We start from the raw sequence: 20465 nt of genomic DNA, 5'->3' as shown, positions 1-20465 counted from the left end.
GTCGTCCGCGTCAGCGTATAAGTCAATCTGCCGTGTTCAGACAGTGTCGCAATTCCTTCCAACTCTCTTTGGCATCCTGCAGGTTCCTGTAGCGGATAGCAAGGACAACCTCATCCGTTTCAAAGGAGCGTGAAGGTATGATGCTGCAGTTCTCCGGCAGCTTCAGTTCCTTGACTTCCTGGGCAAAATTCTCTTGGGCTGCACTCAGCAGGGGCAGGCTCATCCGGGAAATCTGCTCAAAAAATCTGCTGCTTTTCTGCTGGGTGCTTATCTCAGTATTATCGAGAAGCTCGACTATTTCTTTCCGGTTCAGTAAGGACTCCAGCGCAATATCTTCTTTTTTTACGATATCGATAAGTTGATGCAGTACCTTCTTCTGGTTGTTGCCGCTGATCTGCAGCTTTTCGACAAGTTCCAGAAATTGTAACTGATCATGTTCGATGAGCAGTTGCAGGTCACGAATAATTTTATCGGAGATGACGCCATAGTGGCTCTGTTTCTGAATTTGTTCGGGGAATGAAATCAGGGGGAGGAGAAATTGTGTCCCTTTTGATATTCTTCCATGCGGCAGGTTGGAGATGAATTTTTCCCGTTGTTTTCTTGCAGGCAGGAGTCTTTGGCACAATGAAATGAAGTGAGCCTGTTCAATAATGCTCAGGCTGCCACGGGAATATTGGTCCTCGATGATTATCGATAAGATCTGCTCGGGGGAGGTCTGCTCAGGGAGAATACGGCAGCAGCATTCGCTTGCACCCAATTCGGAGACAACGCATTTGAGTCTCTGTCGGCCGCATATCACATCAAATTTCGCCTCTTGTCTCTGCTGTAATAAAACCGGAGGAGACAAAAGCCCAGAGGTCTTTATAGATGCCGTCAGATCTTTAGAAGCGGGGGCATCCTGAAGGAAGGGATGGATGTTGTATATTCCTGAGTCATGGATCTGGGTGATGGCTATTTTGTCGTAAACATTCATCTGCTGCTTACCCCTGTAGGGAAATTACGGCGTCATTCCGGACTCCGATCCGGAACCTGAATGACGTAACTAACATATTCTCGAATATTATTGATGACCTGCCTGAGAGAGAAGTGTTTTTGGCTGAATTTTATTGGTAAATAAAAATAAATCTGGTTACCCCTGAAACTCAGCATTTTCTGGCCCAGGCCGGGACTGCTCTTTTCATCGGGACGCCATAAACCCGTCCATGGGGGCTTCGCTGCAGCCGTCCGGGCTGCAGAGACCCGTGAAAAGAGCAGTCCCGACCTTGAGCTGAGGATTAGGGGAAATCAGAAAAATAAAAAAATCGGTTCTTTTGCAAGGAGAAAAGAACCGATTTGAACAATTCATCACAAAACCATGTGATAATCTTTGCGCGAGATGTCGTGTCCACGGCAGGGGGAATTAACTATCCCGCTGAAAGAAATGGATACCTAAAAAGAGGACAGGAACCCCGTTAATTCTCGTTAATCTTGTCGCGAAGAATACCGGATGGCTTAAAAGTTACCACTCTTCTAGCCTCAAGGGTAAGCTCCTGGCCTGTTTGCGGGTTTCTTCCTCTTCTGGAACTCTTGTCTTTAACATTAAATTTGCCAAAACCGCTCAGCAGCAGATCTGATCCTGAAATGAGCGAGTTTTTGGAAATTCGCAGGAAGGCTTCAACGGATTCGGTTGCCTGCGCTTTGGTAAGGTTTGCATGTTTTTTGTAAACCTGCTGCACCAGATCGGCTTTTGTCAGTGTCATAATTCCCCCTTTAATAGATGAAGTATAAATCAGATATCTTGTCTTATCATATACTTTGAGAAAATAATGTCAACTTATGCGCTTTCTTTTATTCAATTTTAATCAAAAAACAGCCTCTATTTTACATTTTTTGTCCAAAATGAATTTGCTGAGGCGATTTCTTCTCCTGAATATTAAACCACAGAAGCGATTTTGAATATCGGTAGATACATGGCGACCACCAATCCACCGATCATACCGCCTAGAAAAACCATCATAAATGGTTCAATCATAGCGGTAAGGTTTTCAACTGTCTGGTCGACCTCTTCATCATAAAAATCTGCTATCTTTTCCAGCATAGTATCGAGAGCACCGACGGATTCACCAACATTGATCATCTGCACTACCATATTTGGAAAGACACCGCTCTCGGCCAAAGGTTCGGCAATTGGTCGACCCTCGGCAATGGCATCGGATACACGAAATACAGCAATTTCTATGACCTTATTGCCGGCAGTCCTGCCGACCACCTGCAGCGCCTCAAGAATTGGCACGCCGCTTTGCAGCATGGTACTGAGAGTACGGGTGAATTTAGCAACGGCAACTTTACGGATCAATATACCAAAAACCGGGGCCTTCAACATGGCTCCGTCAATGGTGATTCTTCCTCTTTCCGTATTGTAGATTTTCTTGAATATAAAAACGATAACAGCAATACCAAGGAGTATAAAAATAAAGTTAGACTTGAAAAAGTTACTCATATTAATAACTATTTGCGTGGGAACGGGCAGTGCTGAATCAAAGCTGGTGAACATTTCATCAAAAACGGGAATAACGAAAATGAGGATGACAGCCAGGATCAATATGGATATAGCCAGACAGATTAATGGATAGGTCATTGCACCTTTAATCTTCTTCTTCAACGCCATCGCTTTTTCCATAAAGACAGCGAGCCTGGAAAGAATTGTGTCGAGAATACCACCCGTCTCACCTGCTTCAATCATATTGCTGTAAAGATTGTCAAACACCTTTGGGTGCTTGCGCATTGAGTCGGCAAAGGTGGTACCTGATTCCACGTCTTTCTGTATATCCTTAAGAACCTTCTTGAAGGTCGCGTTATCCTGCTGATTCCCAAGAATATCCAGGCATTGAACCAGGGGTAGACCGGCATCGATCATGGTGGAGAGCTGGCGGGTAAAGACAACGATATCCTTACCGGTGATCTTCGGTTGAAAAAAGGATATGTTGGCAAGCAGATCTTTGGGCTTCTCCTTAATGACAGGATTGACGATCCTCATTCGTTTGATCTGATTGAGTGCAGCTGCTTGGTCTGGAGCTTCTACTTCGCCCTTCCGTTTTTCTCCGTGGGCGTTTTTCCCTTTCCATACATAAATTGGCATTGCATGTTCTCCCGCTAAGGCCTCATCAATTATACTGCCCGAATAATTGCAGGTATTGAAGAGTATAAGATCTTATTGTAATTGCGAGTCATATTAAACTATCAATTTTAATAAAACAAGAGGTTATGGCATCTTAAAATTCTCATTGGCCGGGGGCGCAGAGACCAAAGAAACACCCGGTATACTGCATGTATTGTTTAAATGCTGTAAAAATCCATGCATTGTATATTTGGCCTTTTGTCCTAAAATATGAGAAGGTTGCACTTTTTTTCGTGATGGAGCGGGGCGGTAGTAATCAATGCATCGCTCAGATGAACGTAAATATGCAGATTTTGATAACCAGATCCTTTTTGCCCTTGTGAAAGAAGATCCTCTCATGTATATTATGCTATTGCACCACAAGAATATGTTGATTTTGAAAGGAAAAATCATTAATTTCATATAAAACAAAATTTATAAGTATTTATATATAATCAGGAGGTTGTTATGCAGAAGCAGACTTCAGTCAATTACAGCGAAGGAAAATTCCAGCCGATCATAGACAAATGTGAAGGTTGTGAGCGGGTAGTTGAAGAAAGCGGTAATCAGTATTGCCAGACCTATCTTTTTCCTAAAGCAAAATGGAAACTGGGAATTTGTAACTTTGCAACCCATGCAAAACCTGAGATCATAGTTACAAACGTCCGCGTCAATCCATTGAAAGCTGCAAAGAGAGCTTCAAAAAGATAATAATATCTTCTTGCTCTTCAGCTCTTCTATAGAATAAAAAAAACCTGCTTTGTGAAAAAAGCAGGTTTTTTTTATTTGATTCGATCAGGAAATGGGACTCCTGGGGTGCTCAACCCTGAATAGTTACCATTTGTCTATGACCTGCCCACTCCGGTATAGGCAAAGCCCTTTTTGCGGAGTCTTTGCGGCTCGTAGACGTTGCGCAAATCGATAAGGACCTTTGTTTTCATCAGGCTGCCTATTTTATCCAGGTCCAATGCGCGGTACTGGTTCCACTCCGTCATAAGGATTATCGCATCTGCATCGATGCAGGCCTCATAGGCATTTTCGACATATATCATGTTTTCCGGCAGGTATTTCTTCGCCTCTTCCATGCCTTCGGGATCGTGAGCCCTGATTATCGCGCCTCTTTCCAGCAGCGCAGGCAGTATGGTAATCGCTGGAGCGTCCCGCATATCATCAGTTTCAGGCTTGAATGTCAGACCGAGTACGGCAATAGTTTTACCGGCCTCGCTCCCTCCCAGGCCATCACGGATTTTTTTCACCATTTTGGCTTTTTGGGCGGCATTGACCTCAACCGTAGCCTCGACAATTCTGAGATTCTGCCCATGTTCCTGGGCTACTCTCATCAGGGCCAGGGTATCCTTTGGAAAACAGGATCCGCCATACCCAGGTCCGGGATGCAGGAATTTTTTACCGATCCTGCCATCCATGCCGATGCCCTTGGCCAGTGCAACGACGTCTGCTCCGATGGAATCGCATAACAGAGCAATTTCATTGATAAAGCTTATTTTGGTGGCGAGAAAGGCATTGGCGGCATATTTGGTGAGTTCGGCTGTTTCGATATCTGTTTGGACAATAGGAGTTTCCTGAAGGTAAAGCGGGTGGTAAATGGCTCTCAACACTTCTTCCGCCCGAGCTGACTCTACGCCGATAACTACTCGATCCGGTCTCATAAAATCCGTGATGGCAGCACCTTCACGTAAAAATTCCGGATTTGAAGCAACATCGAAATCCGCGGTGGGATTCAATTCATGTATAATGCGGGCAACCTGCCGCGCCGTACCCACTGGAACGGTGCTCTTATCCACGATCACGGTGTAACCCTGGAGAAGAGGGGCGATTTCTCTGGCTGCCTCGAAGATATAGCTGAGGTCGGCATAACCGTCGCCTCTTCTGCTGCTTGGTGTTCCCACGGCAAGGAATACCGCTTCGGTTTCCGCCACACTTTCGCCGAGCTGCTGGGAAAATTTCAACCTCCCTTCTGCGACGTTTTTGGCCACCATGGTGTTGAGGCCCGGTTCATAAATCGGAATTACGCCATGGGTTAATTTATCGATTTTAGATTCGTCGTTGTCCACGCAGGTTACGTGATGGCCAAATTCAGCAAAGCAGGTCCCGGTAACCAAGCCGACATAGCCGGTACCAATAATGGTAATTTTCATTGTGATGCCTTGTTTTAAATGAGATTGAGGGGCTCCGGCGGCGTGCAATACCTGCTGCACCGTACCTGAAAATATGTCTTCCTCTGCAGGCGGAGGCGCTGAGATTAGGCAGTATCCTGCTACACTTTTGTGGGACGCTCTCCGAATATGGCTGTTCCTATGCGGACCAGCGTTGCTCCTTCTTCGATTGCAATAGGATAATCATGCGTCATTCCCATGGATAATTCAATATTTTTGTTGTCGTAAAATAAACTTTTCTCAGCCATAGAGTCTGCCAGCCTTTTCAAATTACGAAAATATGGCCGGGCATCTTCGGGATTTTCGGTAAAGGGCGGCATTGTCATTAAACCTCTGACGCGGAGCTTGGGGAGTCGACCAATCTCCTGCACGAGTTTTTCCGCATCTTCCGGTTGCACGCCGGATTTATTGTCGTCCTTGCCGATATTTACCTGGACCAGAACGTCGAGCGTCCTGTCAAGAGCAAGCAGATGCTTATTCAAGGCTGCAGCCAGTTTGATGCGATCAACGGTTTCGACCATTGCAAACAGTTCTGCGGCGATTTTCGCTTTATTGCTCTGCAGATGGCCGATGAAGTGAAACTGAACTGCGTTACCGATAAGATCGAACTTCTCCTGCGCTTCCTGAATATAGTTTTCGCCGAAAAGAAGCTGACCCGCATTTTTTGCTTCTATAACAGCCTCCGGCGGAAATCTTTTGGAGACGGCGACAAGCCGCACAGAGTTCTCGTCCCTGCCACAGTTCCTGGCGATTTGGGCGATGCTTTTCTTCAGGTGTTCAAGATTTTCGGCAATCATTGATTATTCTCCATGGGGTTGGCCATATTAAAAAGCCTTGAGGCATTGGCAGTTGTAGCCTCGGCCACATCTTCGATAGTGATTCCTCTCAAAAGGGCGATTTGGGCTGCAGTATAGAGGAGATAGAGAGGTTCGTTACGTTTGCCGCGATAGGGGACCGGGGCGAGAAATGGCCCGTCAGTTTCAAGAAGCAGTGTATCCAGGGGGATACGTCTTGCAGTTTCCTGCAGTGACGCAGCATTCTTGAAGGTGACGATCCCGGGAATGGAAATGGCAAACCCAAGATCCAATATCCTTTCGGCAAAATCATAGTCTCCTGAAAAACAGTGCATTACACCGCCGTTGTCATAGGGTCCGTTTTTTTTAAGGATCGTCAAAATATCTTGATGTGCATCACGATCATGTATGATAACCGGCAGATTGTGATTTTTGGCAATCAGAAGCTGATCCTGGAAATATTGCCTCTGCAGCTCCGGCTCGCAATAACGCTTTACATAATCCAGACCGATCTCGCCGTAGCCCACGATTTCTTCTCTACGGCTATCGATTAATTGCTCCAGGTTGTCAAGATCCACGCTGTCGACATTACCAACATCATGTGGATGTATTCCCACGGTTGCTTTTATCATGTCGTAGTCGGCGGAGAGCCTGACGGCGGCCTGGGAACTGGACGGATCAATTCCGATGGTTATTATCGATTTGACGCCATGGGAGCGGGCATTTTCCAGAACTGTCTGCAGATCTGAGGCGTAGGCATCCATATCCAGATGACAATGGGTGTCTATCAGACAGGCGGAATCTTTCAAAACGGGTAATGGTACTCTTTTCGTAGTCAACTCGATACTCCTGTTGCTTCATGGCGGATATTTGCAGAGCAGATTCGCTGCAACGATTACTCAAAAACGATAATCTCGTAAAAAAGTCATCGAATTTGCCGGGATGGACTCTGCGATAAATTCCGATTCCCTGAAAAGCTCGATATACCAGTCATAGTTTTGAAACGGTGATTGTAAGCACATGTGGTGCGGCGAGACGCCGTTTCAGATTTTTAATGACGCAGATCACGCCTTTACGAGTCCTTCGGATTCATATTTTTCTGTAAATAATAAGCCTGATCTATTGAAAAAAACTTGATTTTATGTTTAACAGCTATGAAATATTATCGGCGTGTTAGGTTTTGTCCGTGAGCAGCCAGCATCGCTCCGATCGCTCCGATCGCTCCGATCGCTCCGATTGCACCGAGCTGGCAGAGGAGATTGACCTCCGCCTTGTGTTGCTTCTTCGGGCAGGCTGCTGGGCGAGCAGGTCCTGCCGGACATGATTCCTGATAACTAGTGTACCTCATGAGAGGAAATGTCAACTTGAAATTTCCAAAGAAGTCCTGAGCGTTTATGATGGTTCACTTGCTGAAGTGGCACGATTATTGAAGTATTAAAAGGATTTCCTGATAGGAATTACGATTTTGACATTGGCAAGAAGGTGTTTTTCTATTATGTATTTCAATCAGTACTAAACACCTTTGGCTACCATGCTTTGGCGGAAGTACGGTGATGACCTGCAGGTTTTGCCATACACCAAAAATTTCAGTAACCAGGGTGCGTAATCATTTTCCCGGTTATGAGACCGAAATCATGGCAGTTAATTGAGTAGAATATTTTCTGTATCAAAGTTTTTGTTTTCACTGTAGTATTTGCTGATTGTAGCTGTTTCATTGAAAGTGCGGGTTTGGAGAAAGTGATTTTCTCATCGACGGATAATTCTGGTTTCATTGTTTGATGCTCCGTAAACATGCCGTTTTTTTATTTGTTCGGGAAAAGGGTCGTTGTGTGGTTTTGCAGGCACGGAAAAATATAGGGTACCTTGAAAAATAAGAATTTTCGCCCAAGGTCAAAGAGATTGGGGAAAACGCCATTTTTCAAGGTGGCCTGAACATGAAATCACTCAGTTTAAGAAATGTCGTATTGCATTAAGCAGAGAGCCGAAAGAAGAGGCTAATAATTAAAACGAGGTAGAGGGCATGAATTACGGTATTGTCAGTCAAGAGCAGCTTGAACAGATCGACGTAATATTGGCCGACAAGCTCATAAAGCTGGGCGTCGACTGTGTAATAATTATAGACATGGCGGGGAATATCATTACTGCCAAGGACAATGGCGAAAGCAAATATGATGTCTATTCATTTGCAGCGCTGGCCGCGGGAAATTTTGCAACGGTTGATGCCATGGCCAAGCTTGTAGGTGAGCAGGAATTTTCACTTCTTTTCCATAAAGGCCAGGAATCCAATATACACTTCAGCAAAATTGATGATGAGCTTCTTCTGATTTCCATGTTCGGCCGTGATATATCTCTTGGCTTCCTGAGATTGAATGTTGTCGATGTTATTGAGAAAATCCGCAGAGTTTGGGATACCAGATAGATATCATTTATTTTCAGTGCATCAATATAAAAAATACCGGTGAATATTGGATTCTTATAAAGTGGGGGTCGTGAATTGAGTTTTATCAATCTGAAAGATAAGGTTGTTCAAATTAAGATTGTTTACTATGGCCCGGGACGCTGTGGCAAAACCACCAATCTGGAATTCGTAAATCGTACCTATAAAAAGCAGATTGTCTCAGAAATGGTGAGTCTGAAAACCCATGGAGACAGGACGCTCTTTTTTGATTTTCTTCCTTTCGATATGGGGCAGATCAAGGGATATGATATAAAAATCCAGCTGTACACTGTTCCCGGTCAGGTTAAATATAACGCTACAAGAAAACTTGTTCTCAGGGGAGTAGATGGGATTGTTTTCGTTGCCGACGCCATGGCAAAGCAAAGGGCAAAGAATATCAGATCCCTTAATCAATTACATGAAAACCTACAGTCATATAAAGAAAGCATATTCAATATACCGCTGGTTCTGCAATACAATAAGGTGGATTTGAAGGAACACGGAATTCCGATTCTACCTACCTCGGTGCTGCAGAAAGACCTAAACAGCAGACTCAAAGTACCGTATTTCGAGGCCAGTGCGATTACAGGTTATAATGTAGCTGCGACACTGAAGAAAATCATTTCTTCCACGGTTGTATCTATTCAGAAAAAACTACTCTAGAGAGAAAATACGGTGGAACAATATAAAGAAGGTCAATATGATGACGACCTGACCGTAGGCATTGACGAGTATGATAATGATTTTGATACAGGTGATATAGATCTCTTCGATTATGCAGGTAACGAGGATTCTCCTCTGTCTCGCTTAAAATCCATCATATTATCGATTGACTGGGAAATATCGGATAGTATTCTCCTTCAGTTCAATGAAGAACTCCTTGATCTTCAGGATATCTGGGCCGGCAACAAAATCAATCTCATCTACGTGCAGGCCCTCGAGAAACTGAGCCGCTATATATACAAGGAAAAAGCCTCCGCTCATCCAAGCGCAATCAAGCTCCTGATGAACTTTTATTCGAATCTGGAAAAAATCGTTTCAGACGAAGACATCACTGAGCAGCAAAAAAAGAACCTCCTGCGCGATGATATCGAGAAATTCGAAAAGCTGAAGAGACAGATCAGTCCCTCAGCTCCTTCTGGAGCTCTGCAAAAGGAAGCCCCGGCACAAATGATTAAGACATCTCCCTCCGTAATAGCCGAAGATGAGCCGAATATCCCTGCCGATGAAGGGGAAATCGGAAAACCGGGCGAAAGAGATCCTCTCCTTAATCTCAAGGCCATTGTTTATGGCATAGACTGGGAAATAACCGAACAGGATCTGAACAATTTAAGTCGCGAGGTGAAAATCCTCGAACAGGAATTCAAGACCAGCAAGGCAAAGCAGATATTTCTTCAGGGCATAGGCTCGTTGGGAGCATATATTAATCTTAAGAGAAGTGATGCCCACGCCGACGCTTTTAAGCTTCTGCACTCGTTCTTTGCTGGTCTGGAGAGTGTTGTTCGTGGAAATTTATCGGGTCAGGAGGAAAAAAATATCCTGTTGTCCGAGGTGGAAAAATTCAACGCCTTCAAAACAGCAATAGCCGATACCATTTCTCCGGATGCCATTGCCCAATCTTCAGATGAAGAAGATGAATCCATCTATAATTATGAGGATGAGATCCAGCCTGCTTTTGCCGATGTTCCCGAAGGCATTCACGGCTTCAGAGAGGAAGAAGAAGAAACGGAACCGGAGCAGAAAGATGCGGATATCGAGAATGATATCGATCAATATTTTGATGATGACGATGACTCCGGAGAGCAGGGACAAGACTTGGATAATGAGCTTGCCCAGGAAATGGAATCCCGCCTCGATGGGATGTTCGATGACCTGCCCTCTCATGAAGAAGCAGTTATAGGACTCGATGCTGAAGCAGCGTTGAGAGGTGTTGATGTCGAAACCGACGCCGACGATGAAACTGATGAAGAACCGCTGCCTGAGGAAGATGGCGAACTTTCTCCTGCTCTTGCAGCAGACGATGAATATCAGGTGGAGGAAGATTCACCGGCTGTTTTTACTGACACGGTAGACGAATTTTTTGACGAATCGGGGGCCGATGATCCTGAATTCCAGGGCAAAGAGTTGCCTGGTGTTGATGTAGAGAATGAAGCCGACGACGATTACGATGAGGATCCTCTTCCTTACAAAAATGGCGAATATGCTCCTGCACTCTCAGCTGATAATGACGATGAAGAAGATCAGGAAAGCAGAGAAGAACAGGACTATACCGGCGATATCGAGAACAGGCTGGATAACTTTTTTGGCGAGTCAGACAAGTCATCTGGAGAAGTTCAGGATGTAGAAGAGATCGCTGATGTCACCGAACGTTCCCCTGCTGCTGATGATATCGAAGACAGGCTGACCGATTTCTTTGGTGAAAGCGAACCGGAAATCTCCTCTGAAAGCGAGGAAGAGGCGCTCAAAGGTATCGAAGTTGAAACCGCCGAAGATGATGAGTCCGAGGAAGAACCGCTGCCTTATGAAAATGGTGAAATCGCTCCGGCCTTGAGAGAAGACGAGGAAGAGCAGTGGGAAGAAGAGTCCGCTGCGGATGAGTCTGCTTTTGATCTTTCCACGGATGCTGTCACTGAACAGCCGGAGCAGGATCTTTCTGCGGCAGGTCAGGAAGAGGAAGCAGTGGAAGAGCGTTTTGATCAACTGTTCGGTGCCGAAGAGGAAAGAACGGATTTCGCTGCCCCGGAACATGAGGGTGAGCTCGAAGCGGACTTTGCGGACATTACAACCGAGGAGGAGACAGAGGATCAGGCAATTCAGGGTGTAGATGTCGAGACTGAAGAAGACGATGAATCTGGCGAAGAGTCGCTGCCTTTTGCAGATGATGGCGAGCTTGCTCCAGCCCTTGCGGGTGACGAAGGTATTGCTGCTGCTGTAGACGAGGATGAACAGGAAAATGAAGAAGCAGCTGAAGCGGAGGTGAGCGACAGGTTCGATTCCTTCTTTGATGATTCTGAGCCGGTGGAAGAGGAAGACTCAGAACAGCGCACCGATGAAGAGCCCGGCGACGATGTGCAGGATTTTGCACCACTGCAAGAAGACTACTTAGAAGTTTCTGAGGATGAATTTGAAGAAATTTCTGAGGAGACTGCAGTTAAGAATAAGGAAGCGCAAAGTGATGACGAAATATTGGCCTTCCTCAATGATGAAGATGATACCCTCCTTTCTTTTGATGATTTTCCTGAAGAAGAGATTGAGGAAATGACTGCCGAAGAGATTGGCGCGGTGCTCGTGGAAGACGGTGTCGTCAGAACCTCGGGGGATACCCCGTCCGGATATTCGACCACCGATGAGCTGCTTGGCCTATCCGCTGAAGCGCAATACGCAGAAGAGACGGAAGAATTTATCAGTCATCCGGAAGGAAATGAAGATTATATCCTTGCAGTAGAAGGACTGAACAACGAAGAAGAGGAAGATGTAATATTCGAGCTGGTTGATGAAACCGAAGAATTGGCAGATCCACTCGTTTCGGGAGACGAAGCGGAATTGGATTATGACGATTCTCAATATTTCGGAACCACTCTTCTTGCCGATGAACCGGTCATTCGAAAAACTGCGATACCTGCGGAGCTTGGTGTTCATGCATTTAATGCCCTCGATCAATCGGCACCGCCTGAAGTGGAAGAAAATGATACGGGATATCTCGGACCACAAGGAACGGTTCCGACTCAGGATATGCTTGATGACTTGAGAAATTGCATCATTTCTCTCGGTCTCGAAATCGATGATGACATACTCAACGGTCTCAATGAAGAAATTGAAAAATTACGCCATCTGTATCTGAATAAACCTGTTGAAAAAACCTTTATTCAACTTCTTGCCACCGTCTCAGCTCATATCGGAAGATATCGATATGAAGCCGACTCCGAAGCCAACCGGCTACTCCTGTCTATCTTCGACAAACTTGAACTGAGCGCGTTGGGTCAGGCCGACAGCAGTGAAATTCAGGAGGCAGTCCTTAATGAGACCAGCAAGGTTTTACATTGGCAGGCACGGCTCATTGATAGAACTCCTGCGGTAAGAGAAGATGAAGATGTACTTGAAGATACAATAGAGACCGTGGCAGATGACGAGACGATTGGAGAGGAAATAAGTACAGGTCTTGATGAAATGTACAGGAAGGTCGATGAAATAGGCAACGACATGCTGATGCAGAAGGTTTCTTCGATAATGAAAGCCGAACTGGATCAACTTAAAAATGCCTTCCATGCGGAACTTACAGGCTTGAAAGAGGAAATCCGCCGCCGGAACACTTAACTGTTATACCTGAATCAAACCGGAAAAAAAAGCGGCAGCCCGAAAGGTTGCCGCTTTTTTATTTATCTGATTACCTACGAAGCTCAGCTAATTTCATACGGCCTGCCTTGGAGATTTTACAAAAGCCCGTTTTTACAGTCATTCCGGCTTGATCCGGAATGACGAAACTAACATATTTCCGAATATTGTATAGCAACAGTTGAACTTATTTCTTTCGTTCAGATGGTATTAAACTTTTTCTTCAGCATCCATTCGACATGCTGCGGCACCAGATCGTGTACATTGCCGCCATGCCTGGCAGCATCCTTAATAATGGAAGAGCTGATATAAATCCATCGGAATCCGGCCATGAGGAAAATAGTATCGACTTCTCTTTCGAGTTTCCTGTTCATCAATGCCAGCTGGAACTCATAGTCAAAGTCAGAGACTGCCCGCAACCCACGAACTATGGCCTTTGCTTTCCTTCTATGTGCATAGTCAACCATTAGTCCGCTAATCGGATCCACTTCAACTCTCGAATCCTTTGCGGGATAACACTCTTCGATCATTTGCTTTCGTTCTTCCAGGGTGAAGGTCGGGGCTTTGCCGGGGTTGACTGCCAGGGCAATAATGACCTTGTCAAAGAGATTGAGAGCACGGTCGACGATGTCGAGATGTCCATTGGTGATCGGGTCGAATGTTCCTGGGTAAACTGCGATGGTCTTTTCCATAACAAGATAATTAATTATAGGTAAGAATTTCCATTTCTGGACGGACACTATCTGGCGGTATATATCCAGAAACCAGTATCTCCATACCTTCGTCTGTCCAAGAGCCTGAATTGCTTAAATTCAACCGATAATACGGCTTTTGCCCTCTCCTCCGCAACAATTAATCCATGCTTGGCGAGAAAAGAGGTATTATCCAGGTCTTCGAGGGTGCGCTGGGCCAGGTTTTTGTCGTAGGGTGGATCCAGAAAGATGATATCGAATGGATCTGTGTCACTACTTTTCCGAAAAACAGACTGCAGGCCCTTCCTGAGATCGCACTTGATAATGGAAATATCAGGCTGGAAGGATTCCCGGATGAGGCATTTTTGAAGAATAACGGTGTTCTTGCGGATCAGGTGAAGCGAAGTGGGAGAGCTGTCGACAAAGACCGCTGAAGCAGCCCCGCGACTGAGAGCTTCTATACCGAAAGCGCCGGTACCTGCATAAAGATCCAGGACCCTTGCTTGAGCAATCTTTTCGCCAAGGATTGAAAACAAGGCCTCTCTGGATCTGTCGGAAGTGGGGCGGATTGCTAAGCTTCTGCCCAAGGGAGAGTTAAGCTGAAGCCCCTTTGCCTTGCCGCTGATAATTCTCAAAGATCATCCCATTTTCATAATAATTAGAAAGAGTAGGTTGGCTGTGAGCGCAGCGAACCCCAACAACCGAACGACAACGACGAAGATCAGGCTTTCTCGAAGTCGGAGTTTATGCCCGTAAGGGGGCTTATCGCGACGCCATCAAATATCGAGAATCTCATGAAACCCATCTAAGTTGCCGAGATGGACTTAGGGAAAAGCTTGATATTCTAGGCGCAGTATCTGAAACGGTGATTTGGCAGTACATGTGGTACGGCAAATCGCCGTTTCAGATCTACAACGACGAAGATCGAGCTTTTAACAAGTCCATCATATATTGAGGTATCCTATAATCGTTTCCCCTCCGCGAACCTTCTGGCCTTTTTCAATAGCGATTTCGGTATCGGCGGGAAGATATATATCAACACGTGAGCCGAAGCGGATAAGGCCAAAGCGCTCGCCTCTTACGGCTTTGTCTTCCAATTCGAGCCAGTTGACGATTCTTCTGGCAATAAGACCGGCAACCTGGACGAAGGCTATCTTTTTGCCGGTCTCACTCTCCAGGATCGTGGTGCAATTCTCATTATATAAAACCGCCTTATCGCTGTCAGCTGAATGGAATTTCCCCGGTTTGTAGATAATTTTTTTGACGGTGCCGGAGAGGGGCAGGCGGTTTACATGAACATTAAATACGTTCATGAAGATCGATATCTTATAGACTTCCTGCTGCAGGTATTCATCATCTGTGATCTTCTCCACATAAATCACCTTGCCGTCCGCGGGTGCTAGCACGGCATGCTCTTTAGCAGGGATAAACCGCTCGGGATCTCTAAAAAAACAAAGCACGAATGTGGTAACGGCTAATCCTGTATAGGCTACCCAGGAACAGCCGACCAGCGCAAATATCAGGGTGGTGAAAGCAAAAAAGAATATAAAGGGATAACCTTCCCGGGTTACCGGTACTTGAGGGGATTTCATCAGTGACTGCCTACATGAATTTTATGTGAATTAACAAATGATGATCTCGTAAAAAAAACATGATAGCACAAGCTTCTTAGGAGTCCATCGCAATAATCTGATTTAAGAAATGAATAATTGGTTTAGCATAAACAATCTACCCGGTTATTTGGTCTTGGACCTTGCCATGGCAATAATCCCCGTCCTTACAATCTCTTTGATACCGATGGGCCTCAGTATATCTATACAGGCATTAATCTTGGAGGCTGCACCGGTAACTTCAATCGCATAGCTTTTCGGGCTGACATCAACCACCTTGCCGCGAAATATATCGATTATCCTCAGCACTTCGGCTCTGGTGTGCGATTCGGCCTTTACCCGAAGAAGAACCATCTCCCGTTCCACATACTCTTTGTCGCTGATGTCGGATACCTTGATAACGTCAATGAGCTTATGCAGTTGTTTGGTTATCTGTTCGACGATCGTTTCATCTCCTCTGGTCACCAGAGTCAGGCAGGAGACGCCCGGATCCAGAGTTTCCGCGACACAGAGGCTTTCGATATTGAAGCCGCGGCCGCTGAAAAGACCGGTAACCCTGGAGAGAACTCCGGGTTTATTGGTTAGAAGAACGGAAATTGTATGTTTCATTCTGAAAATCCTCTTGATGGATCCGTATTTGCTTGAAAGGCAAGAATTCAAGGCTGAGTTGTTTTGGTGATCTATTTAACTTTTGATAAACTCGTAAAAACTTGAATTTTCAGATGGCTAAGTAAAAAACTTCATATGCTAGGCGCGCAAAATTTCTATTATTTCGGCGTACTAGGGTACGTCGTAATGATAGAAATTTTGTAGCAACGACGCAGATGGAGAGTTTTTACGACGCCATCAACTTTTAAACCAGGAGCATCTCCGTATTAGCTTTCCCCGCCGGTACCATCGGATAAACGCTTTCTTCTCGGGAAACTACGAAATCCATCAACACCGTGGCCTTGGTCGAGAGTGCCTCTTTTATAACCGGCTCTACGTCGCTCACCTTAGTGGCCCGCAGGCCTACGGCTCCGTATGCCTTTGCAAGTTCAACAAAGTCGGGACAGACATCCATCACCGTGGAGGAGTATCTCTTGTCATAGAAAAGTTCCTGCCATTGGCGCACCATTCCCAGAAAGCCGTTGTTGAGAATGGCCACTTTGACCGGACAGTTATATTGTTTGGCGGTGGCCAACTCCTGGATATTCATCTGGATAGAGCCGTCTCCGGCGATATCTATCACACATTTATCAGGGAAGGCTATCTGGGCTCCGATAGCTGCCGGCAATCCATATCCCATGGTGCCGAGTCCGCCTGAAGTGATGAACCGTCGCGGTTTGTTAAAACGATAAAACTGAGCTGCCCACATCTGGTTCTGCCCGACTTCGGTGGTGATAATGGCATCGCCGCCGGTGAGCTTATCCAGCATTTCGACAACATATTGCGGTTTGATGATATCGCAGTCCGTATTGTAGGAGAGGGGATGCTTTGTCGACCAATCGTTAATGATTTCCAGCCAGGGCAGATGTTTCGCGGCCTCGGCGGAGAGCGAGAAGTTCTTTTCATCGTCGAAGAGCGTGTTCATCGCGGTCAGGGCAGATTTGCAGTCGGCAACAATGGGAACATCGACTTTGACATTCTTGCTGATCGAGGTTGGATCGATGTCAATATGTATGACCTTGGCCTTGTCGGCAAACTCATCCAGCTTGCCGGTGACTCGGTCGTCGAATCGCGAACCGACGGCGATGAGCAGATCGCATTCGGCGACGGCCATATTGGCGGTGTAGGTTCCATGCATGCCGAGCATGCCCATGGAAAGCTCATGAGTCCCCGGGAAGGCGCCCAGTCCCATCAGGGTCATGGTTACCGGGATGTTGAGTTTAATGGCCAGTTCGGTCAACTCCTTATGTGCTCCCGAAAGGATAACACCGCCGCCCACATAGAGCACCGGCCGCTTGGCCTGCATGATCAGCTTACAGGCCTTTTCCACCTGTCGGTGGTGAGGTTCATAATTCGGCTGGTAGCTCTGCATCCGGATTTCTTTTTTCTCGGGATACTTGCACATCCCGGCAACGACATCCTTGGGCAGATCGACCAGCACCGGGCCGGGACGACCGGTCTTGGCAATGTGAAAGGCTTCCCGCAATGTGGGAACCAGGTCCTCAGTGCTCTTCACCAGGTAGTTATGTTTGGTACAGGGCCTGGTGATCCCGACGATATCAACTTCCTGAAAGGCGTCGTTGCCGATAAGTTTGGTGGGCACCTGGCCGGTGAGAACCACCAGAGGAATAGAATCCATATAGGCGGTGGCGATACCTGTCACACCGTTTGTGGCGCCGGGTCCCGAGGTCAGCAGGGCAACGCCTACTTCACCCGTCACTCTGCTGTAGGCATCGGCCGCATGAACGGCGCCCTGCTCATGGCGCACCAGTATATGCTGAATATCAGCTTCAAAAAGTGCATCGTAGAGATCTAAAACGGCACCACCCGGAAACCCGAAGATGGTTCTTGTCCCTTCTTCCTGAAGACATTTAACTATTGCTTGGGAGCCGATGATCTTACTCATAAACGCTTGATCCTTGATAAAGATATAGGGGAAAAGTTATGTACTGGATTTATGAAAATCTCGTATAAGTCAGTGCGGAGATTGAGATGGCTGGATAAAAAGTTCGATATGCACGGAAATCGGGCTTTCTCGAATTCAAGAGTTTATGCCCGTACGGGTGCTTATGCGACACCATCCAATTTTGCGAACAGTAAAATATAGAAGCGAAGCTGAAAGAAGTCAATACTTGATGTAATTATAGACTCCAGGGGAATATTATTGATTAATACACTCTCGTCAGATCTGTAATCCTGAAGACACACGGGTCTATCCAGGTATTTCCATATTGGGGATTCACCGTTTTTATACTTTCAAAATTTCAAACTTCCTCACAAACACTCCATCTTCTTTCAGAATTAGCCAATAGCCATCAAAACAAACTTGACAACCGGCAACCATCGTGTGTAATTTAAGGACATCTAACAAAGAAACAGCCGCAGTCAATTTAGATCAAACAATTAAGGACCAGTATTAACACAATGAGAACCACAACCCTCGCTCTACTGCTACTACTACCGATGCCATCGCGAACTACGGCAGATACGGGGGAATTGTGATGATATAATCATCCATTACAGACACCCAAAGAGGCCGCGGTTCGCAAGAACCGGGGCCTTTTTTTTTGTTTTTTCACATTACGCACCAGGCGGATTACAACCTTTCAGACTAACAATGAGGAGAGCAACACCATGAAACCGGAATCAGTAACCAGATACAGACCTTATCCACAGGTGGATCTGCCCGACAGGACTTGGCCCTCGAAACGAATCGAGACCGCGCCAAGCTGGTGCAGCGTCGATCTCAGGGACGGCAATCAGGCGCTCATACAACCCATGAGCCTGGATAAAAAGGTCGAAATGTTCCGGCTCCTCCTCAACATCGGCTTTAAGGAGATCGAGGTAGGTTTCCCCTCCGCCTCGCAGGTGGAATATGAGTTTACCCGCAAACTCATCACAGAAAACATGATCCCCGACGATGTGGCGATCCAGGTACTCACCCAGGCCCGGGAGAGCCTGATCAAAAAGACCTTTGCCTCGGTTGAGGGCGCCAAACAGGCGATTATTCATCTCTACAACTCCACCTCGATCCTGCAGAGAAATATTGTCTTTAAGATGAAGAAGAAAGAAATAATTGAACTCGGGGTGCGTGGCGCGAAAATTCTCAAAGAGGAAGAAAAAAAATATCCCGGGACCCGCTTTCACTACCAGTATTCGCCGGAGAGTTTCACCGGCACCGAACTCGATTTTGCCCTGGAGATCTGTGAAGCGGTAATGGACGTGCTGGAGCCGACTCCCGAGAACCCGGTAATCATCAACCTGCCGGCAACCGTCGAAATGTCCACCCCCAATATCTATGCCGATCAGATCGAATGGTTTTGCCGGAATATGAAAAACAGGGACTGCGCCGTCATTTCACTGCACACCCATAACGACAGGGGCTGCGCCGTTGCCGCCACCGAACTGGGCCTGATGGCCGGGGGGCAGCGGGTGGAGGGTACGCTCTTCGGCAATGGCGAAAGGACCGGCAATGTCGATATCGTCACTCTGGCGCTTAATATGTTTACCCAGGGAGTTAATCCCAACCTTGATTTCAGCAGTATCAACGATCTCATCGATGTCTACGAGCGGGTCACCCGCATTCCCGTGCCGATCCGTCACCCCTATGCCGGTGAGCTGGTCTATACCGCCTTTTCCGGGTCCCACCAGGATGCCATAAAAAAAGGCATGGACCGAACGGAACAGGAAGATTCGCCGACCTGGGCGGTTCCCTACCTCCCCATCGACCCAACCGATGTCGGCCGCACCTATGAATCCATCATTCGCATCAACAGCCAGTCCGGCAAGGGCGGTATCGCCTATATCATGGACAAGGAATTCGGCTTCAGGATGCCCAAGGAGATGCAGCCGGGCTTCGGCACCGTTATCCAGAAATTGACGGATAAACTGGGCAGGGAATTGCTCAGCGAAGAAATAAAGGATGCCTTCACCCGTGAGTATCTTACCTGCAAAACTCCCTACGACCTCAAGGGCTTCAATGTGGTCAAGCGGCATCTCGATTCCGGAGAATCGCAGTCCTCGGCGGATATCGAGGCGACTTTGCTGGTTCATGATGAGCAGAAGATTCTCTCCGCCACTGGAAATGGTCCGCTGGATGCCTTCTGCAATGCTATCAAGGAAGGTGCGACCGGTCCGTTTACCCTGTGCAGCTATCATGAGCATGCGCTTAATTCCGGTTCCAGCGCCAAGGCGGTGACCTATATTGAAATAGAACTGCCCGACGGAGATCGCTACTGGGGCGCCGGCATCGATACCGATATCATAGTCTCCTCTATCAAGGCAGTGCTGAGCAGTCTCAACAGATCCGCCAAAAAGGAAATCCTCTCCGCACAGCAGTTGGATAAAATCGGGAACTCCTGATTAGAGAAACGATGATCTCCTAAAAAGTAATCGAAGCGGCCAAAGCACAGCCAGGTACAGTGCCCCCCAAAGACACAACACATGACGATTCAGTAGGTTGGTGCTGAACGAAGAGAAGCCCAACGTTTTTGAGAAGACGGTTTCGTTGGGGTTTGATGTGGTCCAGTAAAAACGGACATATTCCTAAGCTGCTTTTTTCATAACTGACAATTTCTCAAAATCCATTGGACTGAGATAGCCAAGGTATGAATGATATCTTTTGCTATTGTAGAACATTTCA

The 20465-nt window shown here is 46.6% G+C and carries 17 protein-coding genes; 5 read left to right on the top strand and 12 right to left on the bottom strand.

Features of this window, described 5'->3' with window-relative positions:
• Nucleotides 1-22: 22 nt before the first annotated feature.
• The 3 genes from JWG88_RS08300 to JWG88_RS08290 form a co-directional block, all read right to left on the bottom strand.
• Nucleotides 23-973, bottom strand: coding sequence for a ParB/RepB/Spo0J family partition protein (locus tag JWG88_RS08300; protein WP_205233271.1), 951 nt, complete (start codon nt 971-973; stop codon nt 23-25).
• 478 nt (nt 974-1451) lie between these two features.
• Complete coding sequence (locus tag JWG88_RS08295) at nt 1452-1739, bottom strand: integration host factor subunit alpha (RefSeq protein WP_205233270.1); 288 nt, start codon at nt 1737-1739, stop codon at nt 1452-1454.
• Between the two features lie 173 nt (nt 1740-1912).
• Nucleotides 1913-3118, bottom strand: a complete 1206-nt coding sequence (locus tag JWG88_RS08290) for a type II secretion system F family protein (RefSeq protein ID WP_205233269.1) — start codon at nt 3116-3118, stop codon at nt 1913-1915.
• A gap of 486 nt (nt 3119-3604) precedes the next feature.
• Between JWG88_RS08290 and JWG88_RS08285 the strand changes: the two genes are divergently transcribed.
• Nucleotides 3605-3847, top strand: coding sequence for a PxxKW family cysteine-rich protein (locus JWG88_RS08285; protein ID WP_205233268.1), 243 nt, complete (start codon nt 3605-3607; stop codon nt 3845-3847).
• Nucleotides 3848-3981: 134 nt separating this feature from the next.
• Here JWG88_RS08285 and JWG88_RS08280 read toward each other — a convergent pair whose 3' ends face one another.
• From JWG88_RS08280 to JWG88_RS08270, 3 genes are all read right to left on the bottom strand, one after another.
• The gene (locus tag JWG88_RS08280) at nt 3982-5292 is read right to left on the bottom strand and encodes a UDP-glucose dehydrogenase family protein (RefSeq protein WP_205233267.1); all 1311 of its coding nucleotides are present in this window, start codon (nt 5290-5292) and stop codon (nt 3982-3984) included.
• 119 nt (nt 5293-5411) lie between these two features.
• Nucleotides 5412-6107: a YggS family pyridoxal phosphate-dependent enzyme gene (locus tag JWG88_RS08275; protein ID WP_205233266.1), complete on the bottom strand. Its 696-nt coding sequence runs from the start codon at nt 6105-6107 to the stop codon at nt 5412-5414.
• The gene (locus tag JWG88_RS08270; RefSeq protein ID WP_240194352.1) at nt 6104-6943 is read right to left on the bottom strand and encodes a TatD family hydrolase; all 840 of its coding nucleotides are present in this window, start codon (nt 6941-6943) and stop codon (nt 6104-6106) included. The genes JWG88_RS08275 and JWG88_RS08270 overlap by 4 nt, the downstream gene beginning before the upstream one ends.
• A gap of 1181 nt (nt 6944-8124) precedes the next feature.
• On the opposite strand from JWG88_RS08270, the gene JWG88_RS08265 reads away from it, so the two are divergent.
• From JWG88_RS08265 to JWG88_RS08255, 3 genes are all read left to right on the top strand, one after another.
• Nucleotides 8125-8523, top strand: a complete 399-nt coding sequence (locus JWG88_RS08265; RefSeq protein WP_205233265.1) for a roadblock/LC7 domain-containing protein — start codon at nt 8125-8127, stop codon at nt 8521-8523.
• A gap of 75 nt (nt 8524-8598) precedes the next feature.
• On the top strand, nt 8599-9204 hold the full coding sequence (locus JWG88_RS08260; RefSeq protein WP_205233264.1) for a GTP-binding protein: 606 nt from the start codon (nt 8599-8601) through the stop codon (nt 9202-9204).
• A 12-nt stretch (nt 9205-9216) separates the two neighbouring features.
• Entirely contained in the window at nt 9217-12855 is a 3639-nt protein-coding gene (locus JWG88_RS08255) for a hypothetical protein (protein ID WP_205233263.1), read from the top strand.
• A gap of 218 nt (nt 12856-13073) precedes the next feature.
• Here JWG88_RS08255 and coaD read toward each other — a convergent pair whose 3' ends face one another.
• From coaD to ilvB, 5 genes are all read right to left on the bottom strand, one after another.
• On the bottom strand, nt 13074-13565 hold the full coding sequence (gene coaD, locus JWG88_RS08250) for a pantetheine-phosphate adenylyltransferase (RefSeq protein ID WP_205233262.1): 492 nt from the start codon (nt 13563-13565) through the stop codon (nt 13074-13076).
• A 47-nt stretch (nt 13566-13612) separates the two neighbouring features.
• Nucleotides 13613-14200, bottom strand: coding sequence for a 16S rRNA (guanine(966)-N(2))-methyltransferase RsmD (rsmD, locus tag JWG88_RS08245; protein ID WP_205233261.1), 588 nt, complete (start codon nt 14198-14200; stop codon nt 13613-13615).
• Between the two features lie 309 nt (nt 14201-14509).
• Nucleotides 14510-15157 carry a phosphatidylserine decarboxylase family protein gene (locus tag JWG88_RS08240; protein WP_205233260.1) on the bottom strand — a complete coding sequence of 216 codons (648 nt, stop codon included), beginning with the start codon at nt 15155-15157 and terminating at the stop codon, nt 14510-14512.
• A gap of 144 nt (nt 15158-15301) precedes the next feature.
• Nucleotides 15302-15784, bottom strand: a complete 483-nt coding sequence (ilvN, locus tag JWG88_RS08235; protein ID WP_205233259.1) for an acetolactate synthase small subunit — start codon at nt 15782-15784, stop codon at nt 15302-15304.
• 244 nt (nt 15785-16028) lie between these two features.
• Nucleotides 16029-17729 carry a biosynthetic-type acetolactate synthase large subunit gene (gene ilvB, locus JWG88_RS08230; RefSeq protein ID WP_205233258.1) on the bottom strand — a complete coding sequence of 567 codons (1701 nt, stop codon included), beginning with the start codon at nt 17727-17729 and terminating at the stop codon, nt 16029-16031.
• Between the two features lie 728 nt (nt 17730-18457).
• Between ilvB and leuA the strand changes: the two genes are divergently transcribed.
• Nucleotides 18458-20185 carry a 2-isopropylmalate synthase gene (leuA, locus tag JWG88_RS08225; protein WP_205233257.1) on the top strand — a complete coding sequence of 576 codons (1728 nt, stop codon included), beginning with the start codon at nt 18458-18460 and terminating at the stop codon, nt 20183-20185.
• Between the two features lie 183 nt (nt 20186-20368).
• Here leuA and JWG88_RS22135 read toward each other — a convergent pair.
• A partial coding sequence (locus tag JWG88_RS22135) for an IS3 family transposase (RefSeq protein WP_443112640.1) occupies nt 20369-20465 on the bottom strand: 97 nt, incomplete at its 5' end.

Source organism: Desulfopila inferna, from assembly GCF_016919005.1.
Lineage (GTDB): Bacteria > Desulfobacterota > Desulfobulbia > Desulfobulbales > Desulfocapsaceae > Desulfopila_A > Desulfopila_A inferna.
The sequence above is the reverse complement of the archived record's forward strand: the minus strand, read 5'-3'. Positions and strand labels throughout refer to the sequence as shown.